This is a genomic window from Vibrio sp. L3-7, assembly GCF_963898195.1.
Lineage (GTDB): Bacteria > Pseudomonadota > Gammaproteobacteria > Enterobacterales > Vibrionaceae > Vibrio > Vibrio echinoideorum.
Map to the genome: position 1 here is coordinate 36788 of NZ_CAWQUW010000011.1, position 18507 is coordinate 55294.

Annotated in this window: 18 protein-coding genes; 9 read left to right on the top strand and 9 right to left on the bottom strand. The window is 44.6% G+C overall.

Annotation, left to right across the window (positions count from 1 at the left end):
- Positions 1-183: 183 nt before the first annotated feature.
- Positions 184-1086, bottom strand: a complete 903-nt coding sequence (locus AACW75_RS09680; protein ID WP_145571449.1) for a LysR family transcriptional regulator — start codon at positions 1084-1086, stop codon at positions 184-186.
- A gap of 114 nt (positions 1087-1200) precedes the next feature.
- Between AACW75_RS09680 and AACW75_RS09685 the strand changes: the two genes are divergently transcribed.
- Positions 1201-1509 carry a putative quinol monooxygenase gene (locus tag AACW75_RS09685; protein WP_145571451.1) on the top strand — a complete coding sequence of 103 codons (309 nt, stop codon included), beginning with the start codon at positions 1201-1203 and terminating at the stop codon, positions 1507-1509.
- Entirely contained in the window at positions 1509-1904 is a 396-nt protein-coding gene (locus tag AACW75_RS09690) for a RidA family protein (protein WP_017096165.1), read from the top strand. The genes AACW75_RS09685 and AACW75_RS09690 overlap by 1 nt, the downstream gene beginning before the upstream one ends.
- A gap of 107 nt (positions 1905-2011) precedes the next feature.
- On the opposite strand, the gene AACW75_RS09695 is transcribed toward AACW75_RS09690, so the two are convergent.
- The 4 genes from AACW75_RS09695 to AACW75_RS09710 form a co-directional block, all read right to left on the bottom strand.
- A complete protein-coding gene (locus tag AACW75_RS09695; RefSeq protein WP_121602792.1) occupies positions 2012-2665 on the bottom strand; it encodes a hypothetical protein in 654 nt (217 codons plus the stop codon).
- A 73-nt stretch (positions 2666-2738) separates the two neighbouring features.
- Positions 2739-4256, bottom strand: a complete 1518-nt coding sequence (locus AACW75_RS09700) for a hypothetical protein (protein ID WP_108214136.1) — start codon at positions 4254-4256, stop codon at positions 2739-2741.
- A gap of 170 nt (positions 4257-4426) precedes the next feature.
- Positions 4427-5350, bottom strand: coding sequence for a LysR family transcriptional regulator (locus AACW75_RS09705; RefSeq protein ID WP_076647319.1), 924 nt, complete (start codon positions 5348-5350; stop codon positions 4427-4429).
- Positions 5351-5494: 144 nt separating this feature from the next.
- The gene (locus tag AACW75_RS09710) at positions 5495-6388 is read right to left on the bottom strand and encodes a DMT family transporter (RefSeq protein WP_017083049.1); all 894 of its coding nucleotides are present in this window, start codon (positions 6386-6388) and stop codon (positions 5495-5497) included.
- Positions 6389-6511: 123 nt separating this feature from the next.
- Between AACW75_RS09710 and AACW75_RS09715 the strand changes: the two genes are divergently transcribed.
- Positions 6512-6994, top strand: a complete 483-nt coding sequence (locus AACW75_RS09715; protein ID WP_004732835.1) for a MarR family winged helix-turn-helix transcriptional regulator — start codon at positions 6512-6514, stop codon at positions 6992-6994.
- A gap of 364 nt (positions 6995-7358) precedes the next feature.
- On the top strand, positions 7359-7796 hold the full coding sequence (locus AACW75_RS09720; RefSeq protein WP_145571453.1) for a DoxX family protein: 438 nt from the start codon (positions 7359-7361) through the stop codon (positions 7794-7796).
- Positions 7797-7918: 122 nt separating this feature from the next.
- Here the strand turns inward: AACW75_RS09720 and AACW75_RS09725 are convergent, their stop codons facing one another.
- Together AACW75_RS09725 and aceB are read right to left on the bottom strand one after the other, a co-directional pair.
- Complete coding sequence (locus tag AACW75_RS09725) at positions 7919-8359, bottom strand: GlcG/HbpS family heme-binding protein (RefSeq protein ID WP_016795812.1); 441 nt, start codon at positions 8357-8359, stop codon at positions 7919-7921.
- A 103-nt stretch (positions 8360-8462) separates the two neighbouring features.
- Positions 8463-10088, bottom strand: coding sequence for a malate synthase A (gene aceB, locus AACW75_RS09730; protein ID WP_145571455.1), 1626 nt, complete (start codon positions 10086-10088; stop codon positions 8463-8465).
- A gap of 314 nt (positions 10089-10402) precedes the next feature.
- Here aceB and gcl point away from each other — a divergent pair, with 314 nt between their 5' ends.
- The 5 genes from gcl (at position 10403) to AACW75_RS09755 (ending at position 16377) form a co-directional block, all read left to right on the top strand.
- Positions 10403-12175, top strand: coding sequence for a glyoxylate carboligase (gcl, locus tag AACW75_RS09735; RefSeq protein WP_145571457.1), 1773 nt, complete (start codon positions 10403-10405; stop codon positions 12173-12175).
- Between the two features lie 117 nt (positions 12176-12292).
- Positions 12293-13069, top strand: coding sequence for a hydroxypyruvate isomerase (gene hyi / locus AACW75_RS09740; protein WP_145571459.1), 777 nt, complete (start codon positions 12293-12295; stop codon positions 13067-13069).
- A 37-nt stretch (positions 13070-13106) separates the two neighbouring features.
- Complete coding sequence (locus AACW75_RS09745) at positions 13107-14003, top strand: 2-hydroxy-3-oxopropionate reductase (protein WP_017111423.1); 897 nt, start codon at positions 13107-13109, stop codon at positions 14001-14003.
- 252 nt (positions 14004-14255) lie between these two features.
- Complete coding sequence (locus AACW75_RS09750; RefSeq protein ID WP_145571461.1) at positions 14256-15566, top strand: glycerate kinase type-2 family protein; 1311 nt, start codon at positions 14256-14258, stop codon at positions 15564-15566.
- A gap of 193 nt (positions 15567-15759) precedes the next feature.
- Complete coding sequence (locus AACW75_RS09755) at positions 15760-16377, top strand: TetR/AcrR family transcriptional regulator (RefSeq protein ID WP_017111425.1); 618 nt, start codon at positions 15760-15762, stop codon at positions 16375-16377.
- A 93-nt stretch (positions 16378-16470) separates the two neighbouring features.
- Here AACW75_RS09755 and AACW75_RS09760 read toward each other — a convergent pair whose 3' ends face one another.
- Together AACW75_RS09760 and AACW75_RS09765 are read right to left on the bottom strand one after the other, a co-directional pair.
- Entirely contained in the window at positions 16471-17721 is a 1251-nt protein-coding gene (locus AACW75_RS09760; RefSeq protein ID WP_145571509.1) for a sensor histidine kinase, read from the bottom strand.
- Between the two features lie 56 nt (positions 17722-17777).
- Positions 17778-18476, bottom strand: coding sequence for a response regulator transcription factor (locus tag AACW75_RS09765; protein WP_145571463.1), 699 nt, complete (start codon positions 18474-18476; stop codon positions 17778-17780).
- Positions 18477-18507: the final 31 nt, after the last annotated feature.

Sequence of the window (18507 nt, forward strand, 5' to 3'; positions counted from 1 at the left end):
GAAAAGTTTTGCCTTTTTATCTCTAATTTGAGTTTTTTGTGGAAATTAAATCTATAATGTAGTTATTTTGAAGAAAATTATTTCATTTTAGATAGCCTAAACAAAGTCATTATTCTTTGTGAGGTTTAATGTTGGTCGATAAATCGCCAGTTTAGCGACGTATGGCAATTTGGTTGAAAGATATTAAGAATAAGATTCAGCGTGTTGTTTTAGGTGTTCAATAAAGGCGCGAATTCTGGCTGGCACCTGTAACCCATAATTATGTACGACATAGAAAGAGGCTTTAAGAACTTGATCTTTGGGCAAGATGTTTACCAATGTCCCTTTTGTCAGGTCTTCTTCAATAGCTTGTTTAGGTAAACAGGCAATCCCCAACCCATTTAAGGCCATCATGCGGATGGTCGGAACGCTATCTCCGATTCGACTTGCCCTGAATTGATACGTGCTTACTTTGCCCTTATTAATTTCAAAGCTTCTTTGGCTGTTGATTCCTTCCCACTGATTGGCAATGTAGTCATATTGGGAGAGGTCACTTGGCGTGACTGGTTGCGGTATTTGCGCCTTAGTAAGATAATCTGGGTGACAACACAGTACCTGATGAAGCTCTCCGAGCTTGATTGCACGAGACGTTGAATCAGGAAGAGCCCCAACAGTGACCGACAGGTCTATGTATTTCTCGATAAGATCTACGCGCATATCGTTGGCCAATAGTTGAGGCTCGATACGAGGGTGGCTTTTCATAAACTCACACATTGCAGGTCCAATAAGATGTGTCATCAATGTGTGTGGGGATGTGATGGTGATAGTGCCTGCAAAATCAGAACAGGACTCGCGTACTTCTTCTTCTGCAAGCGACATTAATTTTCGCATTTCTAAGCATCGTTGATAAAAACGTTGTCCAGCGTCGGTTAAGGATTGGCGACGTGTTGTTCGAGTGAGTAGTTTTACATCAAGGTATTGCTCAAGTCCTTGTAAATGGTGACTAACGACAGACTTTGATAGCTCTAGCTTATCAGCCGCTTTGGTTATAGAGCCCGATTCTACAATTTGGGCGAACACTTGCATGCGATGCAATTCGTTTTTCATGGTGGTTTATTGTCTTATTAAATCGAACTATGTTTCAAATATTACTGTATTTATCTATTTTAACAAACAAGTAAGATTCTCCTCGTACCTTAACAAAATAAGAAAACGGAGAGAATGATGACTATTTTAGTGCAATTTACCTTGAGCCATACTGAAAATAAAACGGCAGAGATCGGTGAGTTTTTTAACGAAATATTGCCAGATACTCGTACTTTTAACGGCAACCTTTCTGCGGAGCTTTATCAAAAAGATTTGGCAGAAAATGCCTTGGTTTTATGTGAAGAATGGGAAAGTACCGCTCACTTTAATGAATACATTGCTTGGCGCAAAGATATTGGTGATTTTGACCGTTTAGGCGCGATGCTTACGGATATGCCAATTATCACCGTCATGTCAAAAATCGTCACAGCCTCTGAGGGGTAATGATGAATAAGATATGGAGCCCTTCTTCAGTACCCGCTCCAGCCGCTAATTATCATCAATGTGCGTTGATCCCCGCAGGTTCAACGCGGTTGCACATCGCTGGGCAACTAGGGATTGATAGCGAAGGGATGGTGGCTGAAAGTGCGGAACAACAGATTGTACTGGCTTGGAAAAATCTGAGAGGTGTGCTTCAGGCAAACCAAATGGATATCGAAGATTTAATCAGTGTAAGGCTGTACTTAGTCGACCGGAATGATATGTCTGACTATCAAGCCGCAAAGCAGCGATTGCCTTTCGATGTTGGTGGTCTCCCAACGACATTACTGTTTGTACAAGGGCTCTTTGACGAGCGATGGAAAGTTGAAATTGAGGCTGAAGCGGCGAAACTGATTTAAGTCGATCGCTGTATGCTCAATTGATACGAAAGACATGATATGAAGCAAAAAGCCCCTTTATTTAATCAGACTATAAAGGGGTGAGAGCTACCACACGAAACGGTAAACTAAAAACGTAGGTTGAAGCCTAACTCGACGATGCCATCAGAACGGGTACGGTCACTTGGACTAACGCGCTTTTGACCGAATGTATATTTCACATACGGTTCCACCCATTTGGGTTTCAGCGTAAAAGTGACGTCTTGGCTGTTGTAATAACCTTTTGACCCCGTTAATTGGCGGTCATGACTGAATGAATAAGCAAAGTTCATAAACTGTGTGGGAGAGTAACTGGTCCCAATGGTACTTTTCCATTCTCGGCTCGCATCACTTAAATCGAATAAAGGGAATTTTCGCCATTCATGGGATGTGTTACCAAATACCATTATGTTGTTGGTTAGAGCTGTTCCACTGAATAAGCCAACATCATAAATATCAAAAAAATCGGCACGACCATAGCTGATGAAAGCTTCTGTGTAGTAATCACCTAGCATTACGCCATAGCCTGTACCTAGTTCTAAATATCCTTCAGAATCTATTTCTGCACTGATGTTCACCTCTTCAGTTGCTTGAATTACGCCGGATACTGTACCTATCCAGTTGTCTCCAGCTTTAGCTGTTTGAAAACTTAAACTCGGATCGTGGTAGCTTAATGTTTGTAATTGATGGTCGTTTGCATATACGGTAAGGGGCATCAATAAAGTGAATAGTAGTCGTTTCATCGTGTTCTCAACTCTCAAATAAAAAGGAGCCGCTAATAAGCGGCTCCTTTGCTTTTATCTTTATTATTTTTTATTAGCTACGACTAGCGCGGTCTTTTACTGCTTGTTTAATTTGCTGACGTTGCTCTTGAGAAAGAGATTGAAGGTTACTTTTTAAGTCATCGATTGTGTCTTGTGTGATAGTTTTCGCACCTTCAATTTGTACTAAACCTAAAGCGTTCTTCCTTCCTTGGACAATTGTTATGCCATGCTCAGTTTTAATTAGAGAGTACGTTAGGCCATAGTTAAGTTCTTTGCTTTTTAGAGTACCTACGGTCTCTCCTTCAGGGTTTTTGATAACTACACCTGTGGTTTCTTCAGTTATACGGTACCCAGAGTCACCCTTAATCATTTCATTCTCGACAATAATATGGCCACGATTATTAATTGTTATATCTATTGATTCACCAATGTTTGCGTGATCAATAATGCCATCGCGAATTGGTTGAGAAGGGTCTAATTCAATTGGATGCGTTGGTGTTCCTTCAATAGGATGTTCAATCGGTTTGCGGGTTAATGCTGCGAAAAGGCGTCCATCGTCATTACGGAATGTAATTTCAGCGCCATTATCTAAGCTAACAACAAAACCGAGTTCTTGCATCTCACCATGTGCTATTACTTTTCCATCCATGTTGGTGATAGTACCGTCAGCATTAAATGCTGCGCCACTGTCTGATTTAGGGTGATATAAAGCTCCATCTTTTAAAATCAGGGTTTCACCGTTGTCCAAAGTAATGATAGTTGTGCCTAAAACATCATCTATATCACCGTAAGTAGGCGCGGAATCAGGGCCTTCGTGTTCATGACCGTGGCCAAAAACAGTAGCGATTAAACGGCCGTCTTCATGGCGAATAATAATTTCTTCACCGCGAGGAGTATTGAATGTTAAATGTGTAATTTGACCATCAGTACGATGAGTTTCTACCGTGATCCCAGTGCTTTCACCAGACATCGTTAGCACTTCACCATCTACGATTTTGTGAGTTGGTTTAGCATCTGAACCGTTGATGTTAAGGTAATAAGCATCCTCTCCTTGTATGACCCACATGTAGTTACCGTTGTCACCTTCGATAAGCGCTACAGGCATTCCAAGGTCGTCTACAACCATGTAATTAGCAAAGAATTCATTGCCAGCAGAAGGCCCCCATTCGTCATCGCCAAATTCTGGGTCTAACACTGAACCTTCGATGACCAACCGGCCATTTTCAACCGCTAATGTATATGATTTGTCGTTGATATAAACGGTCGCAACACCATTATCTGTAACCACAGTACCAACGATGTCGCCATTCGCGTTGACCACAACATCACCTTGAATTGTGAATATTTCACCGTTTACAGTTACAATCGCATTTCCTTCGCCATCACCAATAACAACAGCATTGTTACCTTCGTCACCCATAATGTAAGCAGTATGAAGTTCTTCGTTATAAACAACATCAGCTACACCAGTTTGTGGTCCTGGGGTTGTACCATTATCGCTGCTACCAGAAGAAGAACAGCCAGCAAGAAATGTCGCCGCAATAGCAGCACTTAGTAGTTTTAGTTTCATGGTTTACTCTCAAATATTGTATAGGAACAAAGGTTGCTTCTTGCAGTGTTATGTGGCGTTCCTAGCCGATGAGAGAAGTATAGGGATGGAACAAAAAAGCCTCTAATCCCTTAAAAGAATAGAGGCCTTAACGATGAGTTATTAATGAAACAGAGTAAAGAGGGTGATAACTACTGGTTATTATTGAGTTGGAGAACCAGTATTTTCTTAAGCCATAGTGTCATTGGACTATTTCTATTTTTATGGTGGTAATAAGCACAAACGGTTGGTTGATAATAGTTACTATCAAACAATAACTTGATAGTTCTTAATGACGTCTCTTGCTCAACTTCTAAGAATTTAGATGCTGGGAATAACATGTCTGAATTTTTGACGACATCAATAACTGCAGACGGCAATTCTGAACGGAAACCAATGTTTGCTTTCAAGCCTTTTACTTTTAGTATTTTCTCCGCTTGTGATTGGTGTGAATTCCAATCAACCGCAATGACTGAAGCCAATTCAAAGTTAACTCCGTCTTTAACTTCCAAAGACTCTTTTTCGTATGGGTGATCTTTCCTGACATACCCTTTGAAAGTATCTTGTGCAATGGGCTTTTGCAGTAGCTCTTTAGGTGCGTGGTTGATCTCGTAGTTCAACCCGATGTGGACTTCATCATTAATAATGTCAGTCATGGTGGTACCAGACCAATTCAATAGCTGAATTTGCACTAATGGCGCTTCAGAACGAATGGCATTAAAGAGCTTGCTTGAAAGGGACGACAGCAAATATGGGGATAGTGCGACTTTTACCACTCCTTGTAGTTCGGCGGGGTTAAAATCATTGCTGTTATTAATGGCAAAAGAAAGTTCATCAAGTATTGGTGAAATGCTTTCCGCTAACATTGTCGCGTGATCAGTCGCGCGCAAGCCATGGTGTGTTTTTACAAACAGTTCATCGTCAAAATGGTCACGCAGCCTTTGTAGGGCTTTACTGACCGCTGGTTGAGATACAAAGAGACGTTCAGCTGCTTTTCGCATGTTTCGTTCTTGATGCAAGATGATAAAAGTGCGAAGAAGATTTAAGTCTAAGTTGGAGAAGAGATCTTTTGCCATATCGAACGCCTGAATTGATGATTGAATTCATAATAAGGTGTGCGTCGTTAGAGAACAAATAGATATCTTATATAGATGTGAAGTCGGTAAAATAAAACCCGCTCTGGGCGGGTTTTTGTATAGGTCGTGACTATTATGTAAATTCTACTGCGTAACAGGCTTAACTTGTTTGGTTTGTCTTACTGCAAGGATAAGCTGCGGTAGTAGTGACATCACGATCATGCCAGTCATTAGTGAATATTGGACTGGAGTAAACGATTCGCCCATTAACACCATACCGGTCACGATGCCTGCAACTGGGTTTGCAATACCACCGAAGGTGAAATCAACCACTGACATACGTTGTAGCAGCCACACATACATGCCATAACCCAGAGCTGTGTTTAGTCCAATCACCCACAATAGCCCCATAGCATTACGAGAATCGAAATGAGTGACAGCGTTAACATAAGGCTGCGGGTCGATGAACGCATGAACGCCAGATGCGACAGATAAAATCGTACCGCCTAGAATCAGCTGCCACGTTAATACTTTCCACCAGTGCATGCGATTACCCAGTGATTTGGTAATGCTGCTGCCGATAACGATACACATGATTGCCGCGAACATGGCACCTAAACCGATCGGGTTTAATGCGATCTGACTTGGATTAAACAATATCCACGCTAAGGTGATCAAGCCAATACCAGACAGGGCTTGAATCAGATGTGGGCGTTGCTTTTTCACTACCCAGTGGAAGATCATCGCGAACACCGGCACAGAGATCATACCCACGCCAGAGATCGCCGAAGGTAGCGTTAGCGCCATTACGAAGATCAAGCCAAAGAAGGTCGCAATATTGATAAGGCCCAATGTGAAAATGATCTGCCACTCGCCTTTTTTAGGCAGCGTTGGTTTTACCGCTAGCAATAACAAACCAGCAGGTAACGCACGCAAAGCACCCAATAATAATGGTGGCCACTCCTGTAGCGTAAATTGCGTTACTGCATAGGTTGTTCCCCAAAAGAATGCGGGGATCATTGCTAATAATATGTTCATCTGAAATATCTTTACGTTAAGATAACTATTGTGTGAACTGTATACTGAGAACTAGTGGTTGTAAAGTATCTTTATGTTAAACTAGTTTGAAGTAATCAGACTAATAACGGAGCGAGATCGCAAATGGATGCTATCGACCGCGTAGTAGAGCAATGGGCAAAGGAAAAGCCTGAGCTAGAAACTGAGCCTATGGCAATGATGGGCCGGATTATGCGTATTGCCAAGTATATGGAGACGCAAGTTGCCGAGCTTCATAAAAAATACGACATGAAGCTGGGTGAGTTTGATGTGCTGGCGACGTTGCGACGTTCTGGAAAGCCTTACCGACTGACTCCGTCAGAACTGATCGGGTCGATGATGCTGACATCAGGCGCGATGACCAATCGCCTTGATAAGCTAGAAGCCAAAGGGCTGATCAGTCGTGAGCACAGTAAAGAAGATAGACGCAGCGTGAGTGTTCAGTTAACAAAAGATGGTCTTATTTTGATTGATCAAATGATGACAGAGCATGTCGAAACGCAAAAAAAGCTCGTTAAATCACTGTCTACTAGTCAGAAGAAAAATACTAACCAGTTGCTTAAAACATGGCTGAGTGCTTACGAGTAATTGACTGGCTGGATCGGCTTGCTGAATTTATTGAACTGAGCTAACTCAAACTGATTTGAAAACCGAAGTGATGAGCTTCGGTTTTTTTGTGCTTGTTAAACGGGGTTATTTCTCTGACTCATTTAGATGACTTAGGCTGAGCCGAGGCTCTTCAGCACTTCTCTAGCTTTTTCAAAGCGAGTGTTTCAATGAATTTAAGACAATGGTAACAGCATTGAGGTTGTTCAATCTTCGGATTTAGTCAGTAATTTGCATGTGAGTATGTCTACTAAAATTTCAAACAAGTTGTTCTATTTTTCTCGTTATCATCTTAATGCTAAGTCGAATAACCTATAGGTAATGAAACTTATTAAGGCTTAGAACTATGAACACCAGATTGAACGACACACTGACTTTTTTCGCTCGTATTTTATTGGCTTACTTGTTTATTCAAGCGGGTTGGGGAAAGCTATTTAGCTATGAAGGAACTGCGGGATATATGGCATCTCAAGGAGTTAGTGCTCACTTGTTGCCTTTGGTTATCTTGCTTGAACTCGGTGGCGGGCTTGCAATTTTAGCTGGATTTATGACTCGCTTTACAGCGTTCTCGATTGCATTTTTCTCTTTAGTCTCTGGTGTTATGTTTCACTTCGACCCAAGTTCATCGGGGCAAATGATTCACTTCTACAAAAACGTCTCTGTTGCTGGTGGGTATTTGGCGTTAGCGGTACTTGGTGCGGGATCGTTTAGTGTTGATTACTGGTTGTCTAATCAGTTTAAGCAAGACGCCAAATGGACGCGCTTAATGGTTCTTGTTCGCTAGTGGTTTTTGTCTAATCGCAGTTTATTCGTTAGTGTTGTTGGCGCAACTTATGAATAAAAACCGAAGCTCAGGCTTCGGTTTTTTGTTTCTGTTTAAGAACTTCAGTACAGTGAATTGGCTAGTTAAGCTTGTAGCATCTCATCGCTAAACAGTTCAGCACAGCCAATGCCATTAATGGCGCAGCTTTCGTCGATATCTGATATATCGCCGCTAACCCCGATAGCGCCCAGTACCGTTTTATCTTTGTCTCGAATCAGTAGCCCCCCTGGTACTGGCACCATGTTTCCGTGTGCGAGCACGTTTACGGCGGAGATGAATGCTGGTCGGTTGTCAGCATCTTGGGCGAGTTTTCTAGAGGAACAGCCCAGTGCGAGAGCTCCCCACGCTTTAGCAATCGCGATGTCTGGTCGCATCATGCTAGAACCGTCTTGACGTTGCAGGGAAATCAGCTTGCCACCACTGTCTAAGACGGCGACCGTCAAAGGTTCTGTGTGGATCTTACTTCCTGCTTTTAAGGTTCCATCGATGATGGTTAACGCTTGTTGTAGAGTCAAACTTCCCATGTTATCTCCTAGTTTTTCAAGGGGCATACGTACCAAGCTCAGCCAGCCAATCATTACTCTTGTTGGTGAATATCATTGACTGATTCAGCTCGGTACAAGAGTCCTAACTGGACTCTTGTAACAGCCCATAGCTGGGTAAAGTTAGGAAGGCAGCGAACTCATCGGCTGTAGAAAGTTGATAGAAAAGATCAGCTGTCTCTTCAAATCGACCTGCTGCATAGCGCGAGTCTCCGACTTCATGTTTTATGGTGTCTATCTCTTGGTAAAGCCAAGAGCGGAATAGTGATTTGGTAAAGGTTTGGCCATCATCGAGTGTTACCCCGTGGTGGATCCATTGCCAGATATTGGCTCTCGAGATCTCAGCGGTCGCGGCATCTTCCATAAGGCCGTAGATAGGTACACAGCCATAGCCTTGAATCCAAGCTTCGATGTAATACAGCGCGATGCGTATATTCTTACGAACGCCCGCTTCGTCACGACTGCCTTCACAAGGTTTTAGTAACGAGTCTGCATTGATCACATGCTCTGGGCTTTGGAAATCCATTTGGTTTACTTTGCCATCAAGGTGCTTATCGAATATCGACATCGCTAAATCAACCAGTGCAGGGTGCGCGACCCAAGTCCCATCGTGTCCGTTTTGAGATTCTCTCTGTTTGTCTTCAATTACTTTGGCAGTCACACGCGCCATCTCTTGCGGGTCTTTCGCTGGAATAAAGGCCGACATACCACCCATCGCCAGTGCACCGCGAGCGTGACAAGTACGTACCAACAGCTGGCTGTAGGCATTTAGAAACCCTTGATCCATGCCGATCCCGTGGCGGTCAGGCAGGATGCGGTCTTTATGGTTTTTCAGCGTTTTGATGTAGCTAAAGATGTAATCCCAACGGCCACAGTTCATCGCTACGATATGATCACGCATGGCGTACAAGATCTCTTCCATTTGGAATACGGCTGGAAGTGTCTCAATCAAAACCGTCGCACGAATGGTGCCTTTGGGTACGTGGAAATAGTTTTCGGTGAAGCTGAAGATATCGTCCCACCACTGTGCTTCTTCCATACTCTCAAGTTTGGGAATGTAGTAGTAAACCCCTAAACCTTGTTGTGCACGTGATTGATAGTTGTGGAAAAAGTACAAAGCGAAGTCCATCAAGCAACCGCCGATAGGCTGATTGTTGAATTGGATGGATTGCTCAGGAAGGTGGATCCCTCGTGGGCGTGCGATCAGCAGTGCAGGATCGTCGTTTAATTGGTAACGCTTCTGCTTCTTCTCATCGAAATAACTAATGGTGCCAAGGTTGGCATCTCTTAGGTTGATTTGCCCTTCGACCATATTGGCCCAAGTAGGAGAAGACGCATCTTCAAAGCAGCACATGAAGACTTTCGCGCCTGAGTTTAGCGCGTTGATCACCATCTTTCTTTCGATAGGCCCGGTGATCTCTACTCGGCGATCGAGTAGCTCTGGTGGTGGTGTAGACACCTTCCATTCTTTATTTTGGCGGATGGAAATGGTGTCTTTTCTAAAATTGGGTAACTCACCCTTGTCATATTGAGCTTGTTTTATGTCGCGATCATTTAGCAGGGCATGACGGCGATCTCCAAACTTACTAACAAGGGCTTCTAAGAACTTTAATGCATCTTTAGACAAGATCTCTTTGTACTCGGAGTTGTCCACCTTCCCAAGTACCTGCATACACAGCACATCTTCTCTCTCTTTCACGTCATTCATCATTGCTTGTCTCCTTTACACAATACGATGTCATTTTGTATACAAAATGCTCTTTTTAAGGGTATTTATATTGCATAAATTGTAAACAAGCAAAGGGTATTTAACATTTATTTATCATTTGATCTTTTTGTAATTTATTTTTACGTAAAGATATTTTATGTAAAGCAATGAATTGTAAGCTTTTCAAGGTTGGTGCTTACTCAAAGTGGCCGTGTGATGTAACAATATTGTTTCATTTTGGGGTTGATAAATAGCGAGGATGGTTCATAGTACACAAAAGTTAGTTTAATTGTATACAATCTGAACTGGAGGTTCGAATGGCAGTTATGAAAGCGATTGAAGCAGCGGTAGAAGTGCTTAAACGTGAAGGTGTAGACATCGCATTTGGTGTTCCCGGCGCAGCAATAAACCCTATGTATGCGGCTATGAAAAAGCTCGGAGGAATCGACCACGTCTTAGCTCGTCACGTAGAGGGTGCATCCCATATGGCTGAAGGGTACACACGTACCAATCAAGGCAATATAGGTGTGTGTATTGGTACTTCTGGCCCTGCGGGAACTGACATGATCACGGGCCTTTATTCTGCGACTGCAGATTCGATTCCAATTCTATGCATCACAGGTCAGGCTCCGCGTGCTCGCCTTCATAAAGAAGACTTCCAAGCGGTTGATATTGAATCCATTGCTAAGCCAGTGACTAAGTGGGCGACTACGGTGCTGGAACCTGCACAAGTGCCACGCGCATTCCAAAAAGCCTTTCATTTAATGCGTTCGGGTCGTCCGGGGCCAATCCTGATTGATCTACCGATTGATGTTCAGCTGGCTGAGATTGAGTTTGATATCGATACTTATGAACCACTAGAACCTTATAAGCCAAAAGCGACGCGCGCGCAGGTTGAGAAAGCATTAACTATGATGTCTCAATCGGAAAAACCGCTGATTGTATCGGGTGGTGGCGTGATTAACGCTGGCGCATCTGAATTGTTGCAACAGTTTGCCGAGATCACGGGTGTTCCTGTTATTCCAACCTTAATGGGCTGGGGCTCTATCCCAGATGACCATGATTTAATGGCGGGTATGGTGGGGCTACAAACTTCTCACCGTTACGGCAACGAAACCATGCTTAACTCTGACTTCGTGTTTGGTGTCGGTAACCGTTGGGCCAACCGTCATACCGGTTCTGTGGATGTTTACACCGAAGGTCGTAAGTTTGTACATGTGGACATTGAACCAACTCAAATCGGCCGTGTGTTCTGTCCGGATTTGGGCATAGTCTCTGATGCGAAAGCAGCACTAGAGCTAATGGTTGAAGTGGCGCAAGAGTGGCGTGATGCTGGCAAGCTGCCAAACCGAAATGCTTGGGCAAGTGAGTGTCAGGAACGCAAGTCGACCATGCTGCGTAAAACCAATTTCGATGAAGCGCCAATGAAACCGATGCGCGTTTATGAAGAGATGAACAAGGCATTTGGTCGTGACACTTGTTATGTGAGCACCATTGGTTTGTCGCAAATCGCTGCCGCTCAGTTCCTGCATGTTTATAAGCCGCGTAACTGGATCAACTGTGGTCAAGCTGGCCCACTAGGTTGGACAACACCAGCCGCATTGGGTGTACGAGCAGCTGATCCAAATCGCGATATCGTTGCCATCTCTGGTGATTACGATTTCCAATTTATGATTGAAGAACTGGCCGTCGGCGCGCAATTCAACCTGCCATACATTCATGTGTTGGTGAACAACTCGTACCTAGGTTTGATTCGCCAAGCACAGCGTCAATTTGATATCGATTATTGTGTACAACTGGCGTTTGATAACCAGAATGCGCCAGAGCTTGAAGGCTACGGTGTTGACCATGTAGCCGTTGTTGAAGGCTTAGGTTGTAAGGCGATTCGAGTTCGTGAACCAGACCAAATTGCCGCTGCGTTTGAGCAAGCCAAAGAGCTGATGAACAAGCATAAAGTACCGGTTGTTGTTGAGTTGATTCTTGAGCGAGTAACCAACATTGCGATGGGCGTAGAGATCAACGCCATCAACGAATTTGAGCCACTTGCCGAAAGCCGTGGCGATGCCCCAACAGCGCTAGCGTACAAGTAATCATTAAGTCATGTGTATCCGTAGAGCTGAGGTTTAGCTCTACGGAAAGTCTCCAATAGAGCGAGGCTTTACTACAAATAACCCAGATTTTTACAGATAAAGAATAAGGACAGAGTCATGGCAAAATTTGCAGCAAACTTGTCAATGTTATTCACGGAAGTTGATTTTATGGATCGCTTTGAAGCTGCCGCAGAAGCGGGCTTTCAAGGTGTGGAGTATCTTTTCCCTTACGCCTTTGATGCTCAGGCAATCAAAGCAAAGCTCGATGCTAATAACCTAGAGCAAGTGCTATTTAACTTGCCTGCGGGTGATTGGGATGCTGGCGACCGTGGTATCGCGGTAGACCCAACACGAGTTGAAGAGTTTCAAGCGGGTGTACCTAAAGCCATCGCTTACGCTAAAGCACTCGGTTGTACTCAAGTGAATTGCTTGGCCGGGATTGTCCCGCAAGGTGTTACTCAACAAGACGCGCAATCGGCGTTTGTGATTAACCTGCATTACGCGGCAAACGCGTTAGCAGCAGAAGGTATCAGCCTAGTGATAGAAGCGATCAATACCCGTGATATTCCGGGCTTCTTCTTGAACACCACAGAGCAAGCCAAAGCGATCATCAAAGAGGTAGGGAGCAATAACCTTTCTATCCAATACGATATTTATCACATGCAAATAATGGAAGGCGATCTTACGCCGACCATGCAACAGAACATTAGTCAAATCGCACACGTCCAACTGGCTGATAACCCAGGCCGACACGAACCGGGTACTGGAGAAATCAATTACCCATTCGTGCTCAATTATCTTGATGAGCTGGGCTATCAGGGTTGGGTTGGCTGCGAATACAAACCTAAAACGACAACGACAGAAGGCCTTGGTTGGCTGCACCAGTACCGTTAATTACGTCTGGTAACCCTCAAACGTTAAGGAGAACAACATGTCTAAAATTGCATTTATCGGAACTGGCATCATGGGTAAACCTATGGCGAGTAACCTTCAAAAAGCAGGTCACGATTTGATTCTGTCGGATCACTTTAATGCCGCACCTGCCGATCTTGTTGCAGCAGGCGCAACGGTCTGCCATTCACCAGCTGAAGCGGCTGAAGCGGCGGATATCATTATTCTAATGGTGCCGAACACCCCTCAAGTTGAAGATGTCCTGTTTGGTGATAACGGTGTCGAGAAAGGTCTAACAGCGGGCGGAGCAACTGGGAAACTGGTTATCGATATGAGCTCCATCTCGCCAATCGCCACCAAAGCAATTGCAGCGCGAATCAATGAAGGCGGCGCGTCATACCTTGATGCTCCGGTATCCGGCGGCGAAGTAGGCGCTATCAATGCGGCGCTGACTATCATGGTGGGCGGTGAACAAGACGCTTTTGATAAAGCTCGTCCTCTGTTCGAAATCATGGGTAAGAACATCACGCTAGTCGGCGACAACGGCGCAGGTCAAACGTGTAAGGTCGCCAACCAGATCATTGTGGCACTGAATATTGAAGCCGTATCTGAAGCCTTAGTGTTTGCTTCAAAAGCCGGTGCTGATCCAGCACGCGTACGTCAGGCTCTATTGGGTGGCTTTGCTAATTCTAAGATCTTGGAAGTGCACGGCGAACGTATGGTTGAAGGCACATTCGACCCTGGCTTTAGAATCTCACTTCACCAAAAAGACCTAAACCTAGCGCTAACGGGCGCACAAGAGTTAGGGGTTGCATTACCGAATACGGCTAACGCTCAAGAGCTGTTTGGCGAGTGTGCCGAAATGGGCGGAGAAGGTTGGGACCACTCTGCGCTTATTCAAGCGATTGAGAAACGTTCTGACCACTCGATTCGTTAATCTAATTAACGGTTCGTCTGTTTAGTGGTTAGTCAATCAACTGATTATCCATTAATTAATTCGGGCTGCTATTGATTCGTAGCCCACCAGTTTCAAACAGTTTGTTTATAAATCGCGTAGTTTCGTCTCCTTTTATACGCGTTCCTGATACGAGGCAGAGGTTGAAGTTGTTCCTTTCCAACTTGATCTTAGCAGGCACCCTTTGGCCTTGTATCGGGGTTCTTTTTTCCTCCGTCAACTAAGGAGTGGCTGATGGACATTGATGCTAAGCAGTTTCTGCAAACCCTTTTCTCAAGTGCTGTTAATCAGGCGCTACCTAAAAATCACATCGAACCTTTTCTTCCTCAAGACATTTTTTACCGCTCAGCTAACCAAGCTGGGCGAACTGTGGTGATAGGAGCAGGAAAAGCCGCCGCGTCGATGGCCGCTGAGCTAGAGGCCGTCTGGCAGGTTAAGCAACAGCAAGATCTCGCACTGCGTGACCTTGAAGGCCTCGTCGTGACCCGCTACGAACACACCGCACCTTGCGAACACATTGAGGTGATCGAAGCGGCGCACCCCGTCCCGGATGCGATGGGCTTAGAAGTGAGCCAACGTATGCTGGAATTAGTGAGTGGCCTGAGTGCTGACGATACCGTTATTTGTCTACTGTCTGGCGGCGGTTCTGCTTTGCTAAGCCTGCCCGGTGGCGACATTAGCTTGGCTGAGAAGCAACAAATCAATAAGGCGCTGCTCAAGTCGGGCGCAGCCATTGATGAGATGAACTGTGTGCGTAAACACTTATCGTCTATCAAAGGTGGGCAACTAGCGAAAGCTGCGTATCCAGCAAGAGTAGTCTCTTTAGCGATTTCGGATGTGCCGGGAGACGATATTAGTGTGATTGCATCAGGCCCAACCGTACCTGACACCACGACACGTTTTGATGCGATGGCAATTTTAGAACGTTACCAGATAGAAACACCACGCTCGGCATTTGAATGGTTAAATAATCCAGAGTCAGAAACCGTGAAGCCGGATGATGCTTGTTGGAAAAACGCAGAGCACCATATTATTGCCACGCCGATGTCGGCATTGGAAGCAGCCGCGGCAGAGGCCGAAGGTTTAGGTATACCTGCCTATGTGCTGAGTGACTGCATTGAGGGGGAAGCTCGAGATGTCGCCAAGGTTCATGCTGCGTTGGCCAAGCAAGTGGCCAATCACAAGCACCCATTTGAGACGCCTTGCGTGATACTTTCCGGTGGTGAAACCACAGTAACCGTTAAAGGCAATGGTCGTGGTGGGCGTAATTGTGAGTTCCTTTTAAGCTTGTATAGCGAGTTAAAAGGGCAGGAAAACATATTCGCTCTGGCGGCTGATACTGATGGCATTGATGGTGTTGAAGATAATGCAGGTGCGTGGATCACGCCTCAAACATGGCAACAAGGTTCGAGCCTGTCGCTTAAAGCGCAAGACTATCTCGATGCCAACAATAGCTACGACTTCTTTAAGCAAGTCGGTGTGTTGTTGAACACAGGGCCGACGCTAACCAACGTGAATGACTTCCGCGCAATATTGATTCTTTAAACTGAACAGTTCGAATAGCCGGAAAAATATTAACGTCGGAAAGCTAGCAGTATTGAATGGTCGCGTCTTTTTCACATAAGAGCGACCATTTTATTGCTATCAATGTTGTGACCTCGAGTTCTGAGATTATCTTCTGGACTAATGAAGCACGTTGATTACTATGGCTTTAGTAATGAGCTGTAAAGGATGCAACATGTCTAGGATCAGACAAAAGAATCAAGATTTAATAATCGAAGTCGCGTGTGAGCAATTCGCTACTCATGGATATGCCGCAACAAAAATGGCTGATATCGCGAAAGCGGCCGACATCCCTAAACCTAATGTATTCTATTATTTCAGCTCCAAAGATAAGCTCTACAATGCCGTTTTAGAAACCGTCACTCAGCCCTTACTGGAAGCGTCACGTCCGATTGAAGAGCTCAGCGACCCTGTTGAAGCCTTGTCTCAATATATTCAAACCAAGCTGATCATTTCTCGCGATCATCCGCACGCCTCTAAAGTGTTTGCTAACGAAGTGATGTCTGGCGCTAAAGTATTGCCGAAAGAGATTGGTGACGAGCTGTATAAGCAATCCCAGATGATCCTTGATAAGTTCTCAACGTGGTCAGCACAAGGCTTAATGGATGACGTTCCTGCACACCACCTGATGTTTACCATTTGGGCGGCCACTCAAACTTACGCCGATTTTGGCTGGCAGATTTGCAGCGTGATGCAGAAAGATCAGCTCGATGACAAAGATTATGAAGATGCCGCTGAATTCATCACCCAATTAGTGATTAAAGGGTGTGGGGTGAAAGGAAAGGCGGAATAGCTCATTCCTCAGATTCATTAAAAAAGGACATCACTCGATGTCCTTTTTTGTATACGCTGTTTCTTGTAAGAGCCGCTTTTGAATAGACGCAGTTTATACATCGTTTCGAGAAAAGTTCGCAGTGCAGCCAAAACTGTTTGATGTCGAGTTTGAATGTGCGTTATCGATCAGTGTTGATGTCCAGCCGTAACTGTCTCCGATGCGTTTTACGATGATTAGGCCAAGGCCGTGTTCAGTTTTTGTATCATCATTCAGCCCTGCGCCAGTATCAGAAACGGAAATTGTGTTTGAGTTGATGGTCACCGAGATTTCACCTTGCGTGGTAAATCGAATCGCGTTTTCAATGTAGTTCTTCAACACCATATTCACCAGAGGTAATGGCATGTTGAGCGTGGTGCTCGGCTCAACGTTTAGCTCTAACGTGACGCCAGAAGCCAACATCGTGTGGTACTTCGATAAATCGATAGTGGCATCGTCGATAACGGTGAATGTTTTTTCGGTTGAAGAGTTCTCTTGTTTAACAATGTTCAATAACACCTCAACGGTGGAACTCATGCCATTGGCCGCCCCAAGAATACGTTCGCGTTGTTTGGTTTGAAATGCTGGGTCGTTCGGCTTCATCGCTTGCAATTCGGCAGCGCCAAGAACAATCGCTATCGGTGTTTTTAATTCGTGGCTAGCGTATTTCGCAAACATCATCTCTTGCTTGGCAAGTCGGTCTTTCATTTTTGAGTAACTGTTGAGGTGTGAGGTGAGCATCTGCAATTCATCAACGGTATTCGTCGGGACATGGAAGTTATCGGACTCATGTTTGCTGAGTTGAGTGCTGAGGTTTCCAATCGGTGCTATCAGTTGGTCGAACACTCGCTTAAGGGTAATCCGCAATACAATGATCAGTCCGAGCATGAGCAAAGTTGAGATTGCCATCAATACACCCCAACTGTCGTCCCACAAATCCATATCAAAAGAGCTGATGGTGATGTAAGTCGGAATGTTTTTGCCTTGATCTTCGAAGGAGAAGTGATAGACGATCACGCCGGGAATAATAATGTCTTCTTCAGAGAGTCTTATTTCAAAACGTTGGCGATCCACGGTATCCAATGCCATGGGCGGTAGTTTTTTGAGTTGGTCGGTAAAGTCGCCTTCACCATAATAAGCCGTCACGTTGTCCGAGAGCTTTAGGCTACCTTCGGGTGAAAGGCTTTTGTAGAATTGTTCTGCCACACCTTTAAATGATTTTAGGTGGCTCTCGATTTGAGCCTCTTCCTGCCAAACTAAACGAAGCGAGAACACAAAAAATACCACGCATGAAGAAACCAGTGCGATGACAGCAAAGGTACGCATGGTGCGGATCCTGACATCCTCGATGGAGTTGCCTAGCTTGGTTCGAATCTTCATGTTTATTGCGGCTCACTTGCAGATAAGATCAATTGAAAACCGTGTTTAGGAATCGTCTTGAGCATAGGAAACTTGAATGGCTTATCGAGGACGTTTCTTAACAAATAGATATGGCTACGGAGTACATCTTTGTCAGGAATGTCATCGCCCCAAAGCATGAAGATTAAGCTTTCACGAGATACGACGCCGCCCTGAGCTTTCACTAACTCTCTCAGAATTTGAAACAAGATAGGGGTCAGAGTTAGCGTTTGTCCGTCTCTTGAAGCGGTGTGTGTTTTCTCATCAATCGTCACTTCGCCAAAGCTTAAGGTCTTTTGAGCAACCAAGCCTTTATTGCGTTTAATGAGTGCGCAAAGACGAGCTTCTAGTTCTGGAAATTTGAAGGGCTTAGTCACAAAGTCATCGGCGCCAGAATCGAAGCTGTTTAATAGATCTTCTTGGCCATTCAAGGCCGTTAGCATCAAAATTGGTGTCGTTACGCCATTTTGGCGCAGTTTAGTGGCCACTTGCATACCATCAAGCTTGGGCAGCATAACGTCTAGGATAATTGCATCGAAGTCGTTCTTCATAGCTAGCTTGAAGCCTTGATCGCCATCGGAAGCAAAGTCTGCAACAGCCTCTTTGACCTCTAAGAAGTCGGCAATAATGCCTTGTAGTTCGATATTGTCTTCAACAACTAAAATACGACTGCGCTCAAGCATCTATCTGCTCCATTAAAATATCTGCTCTCAT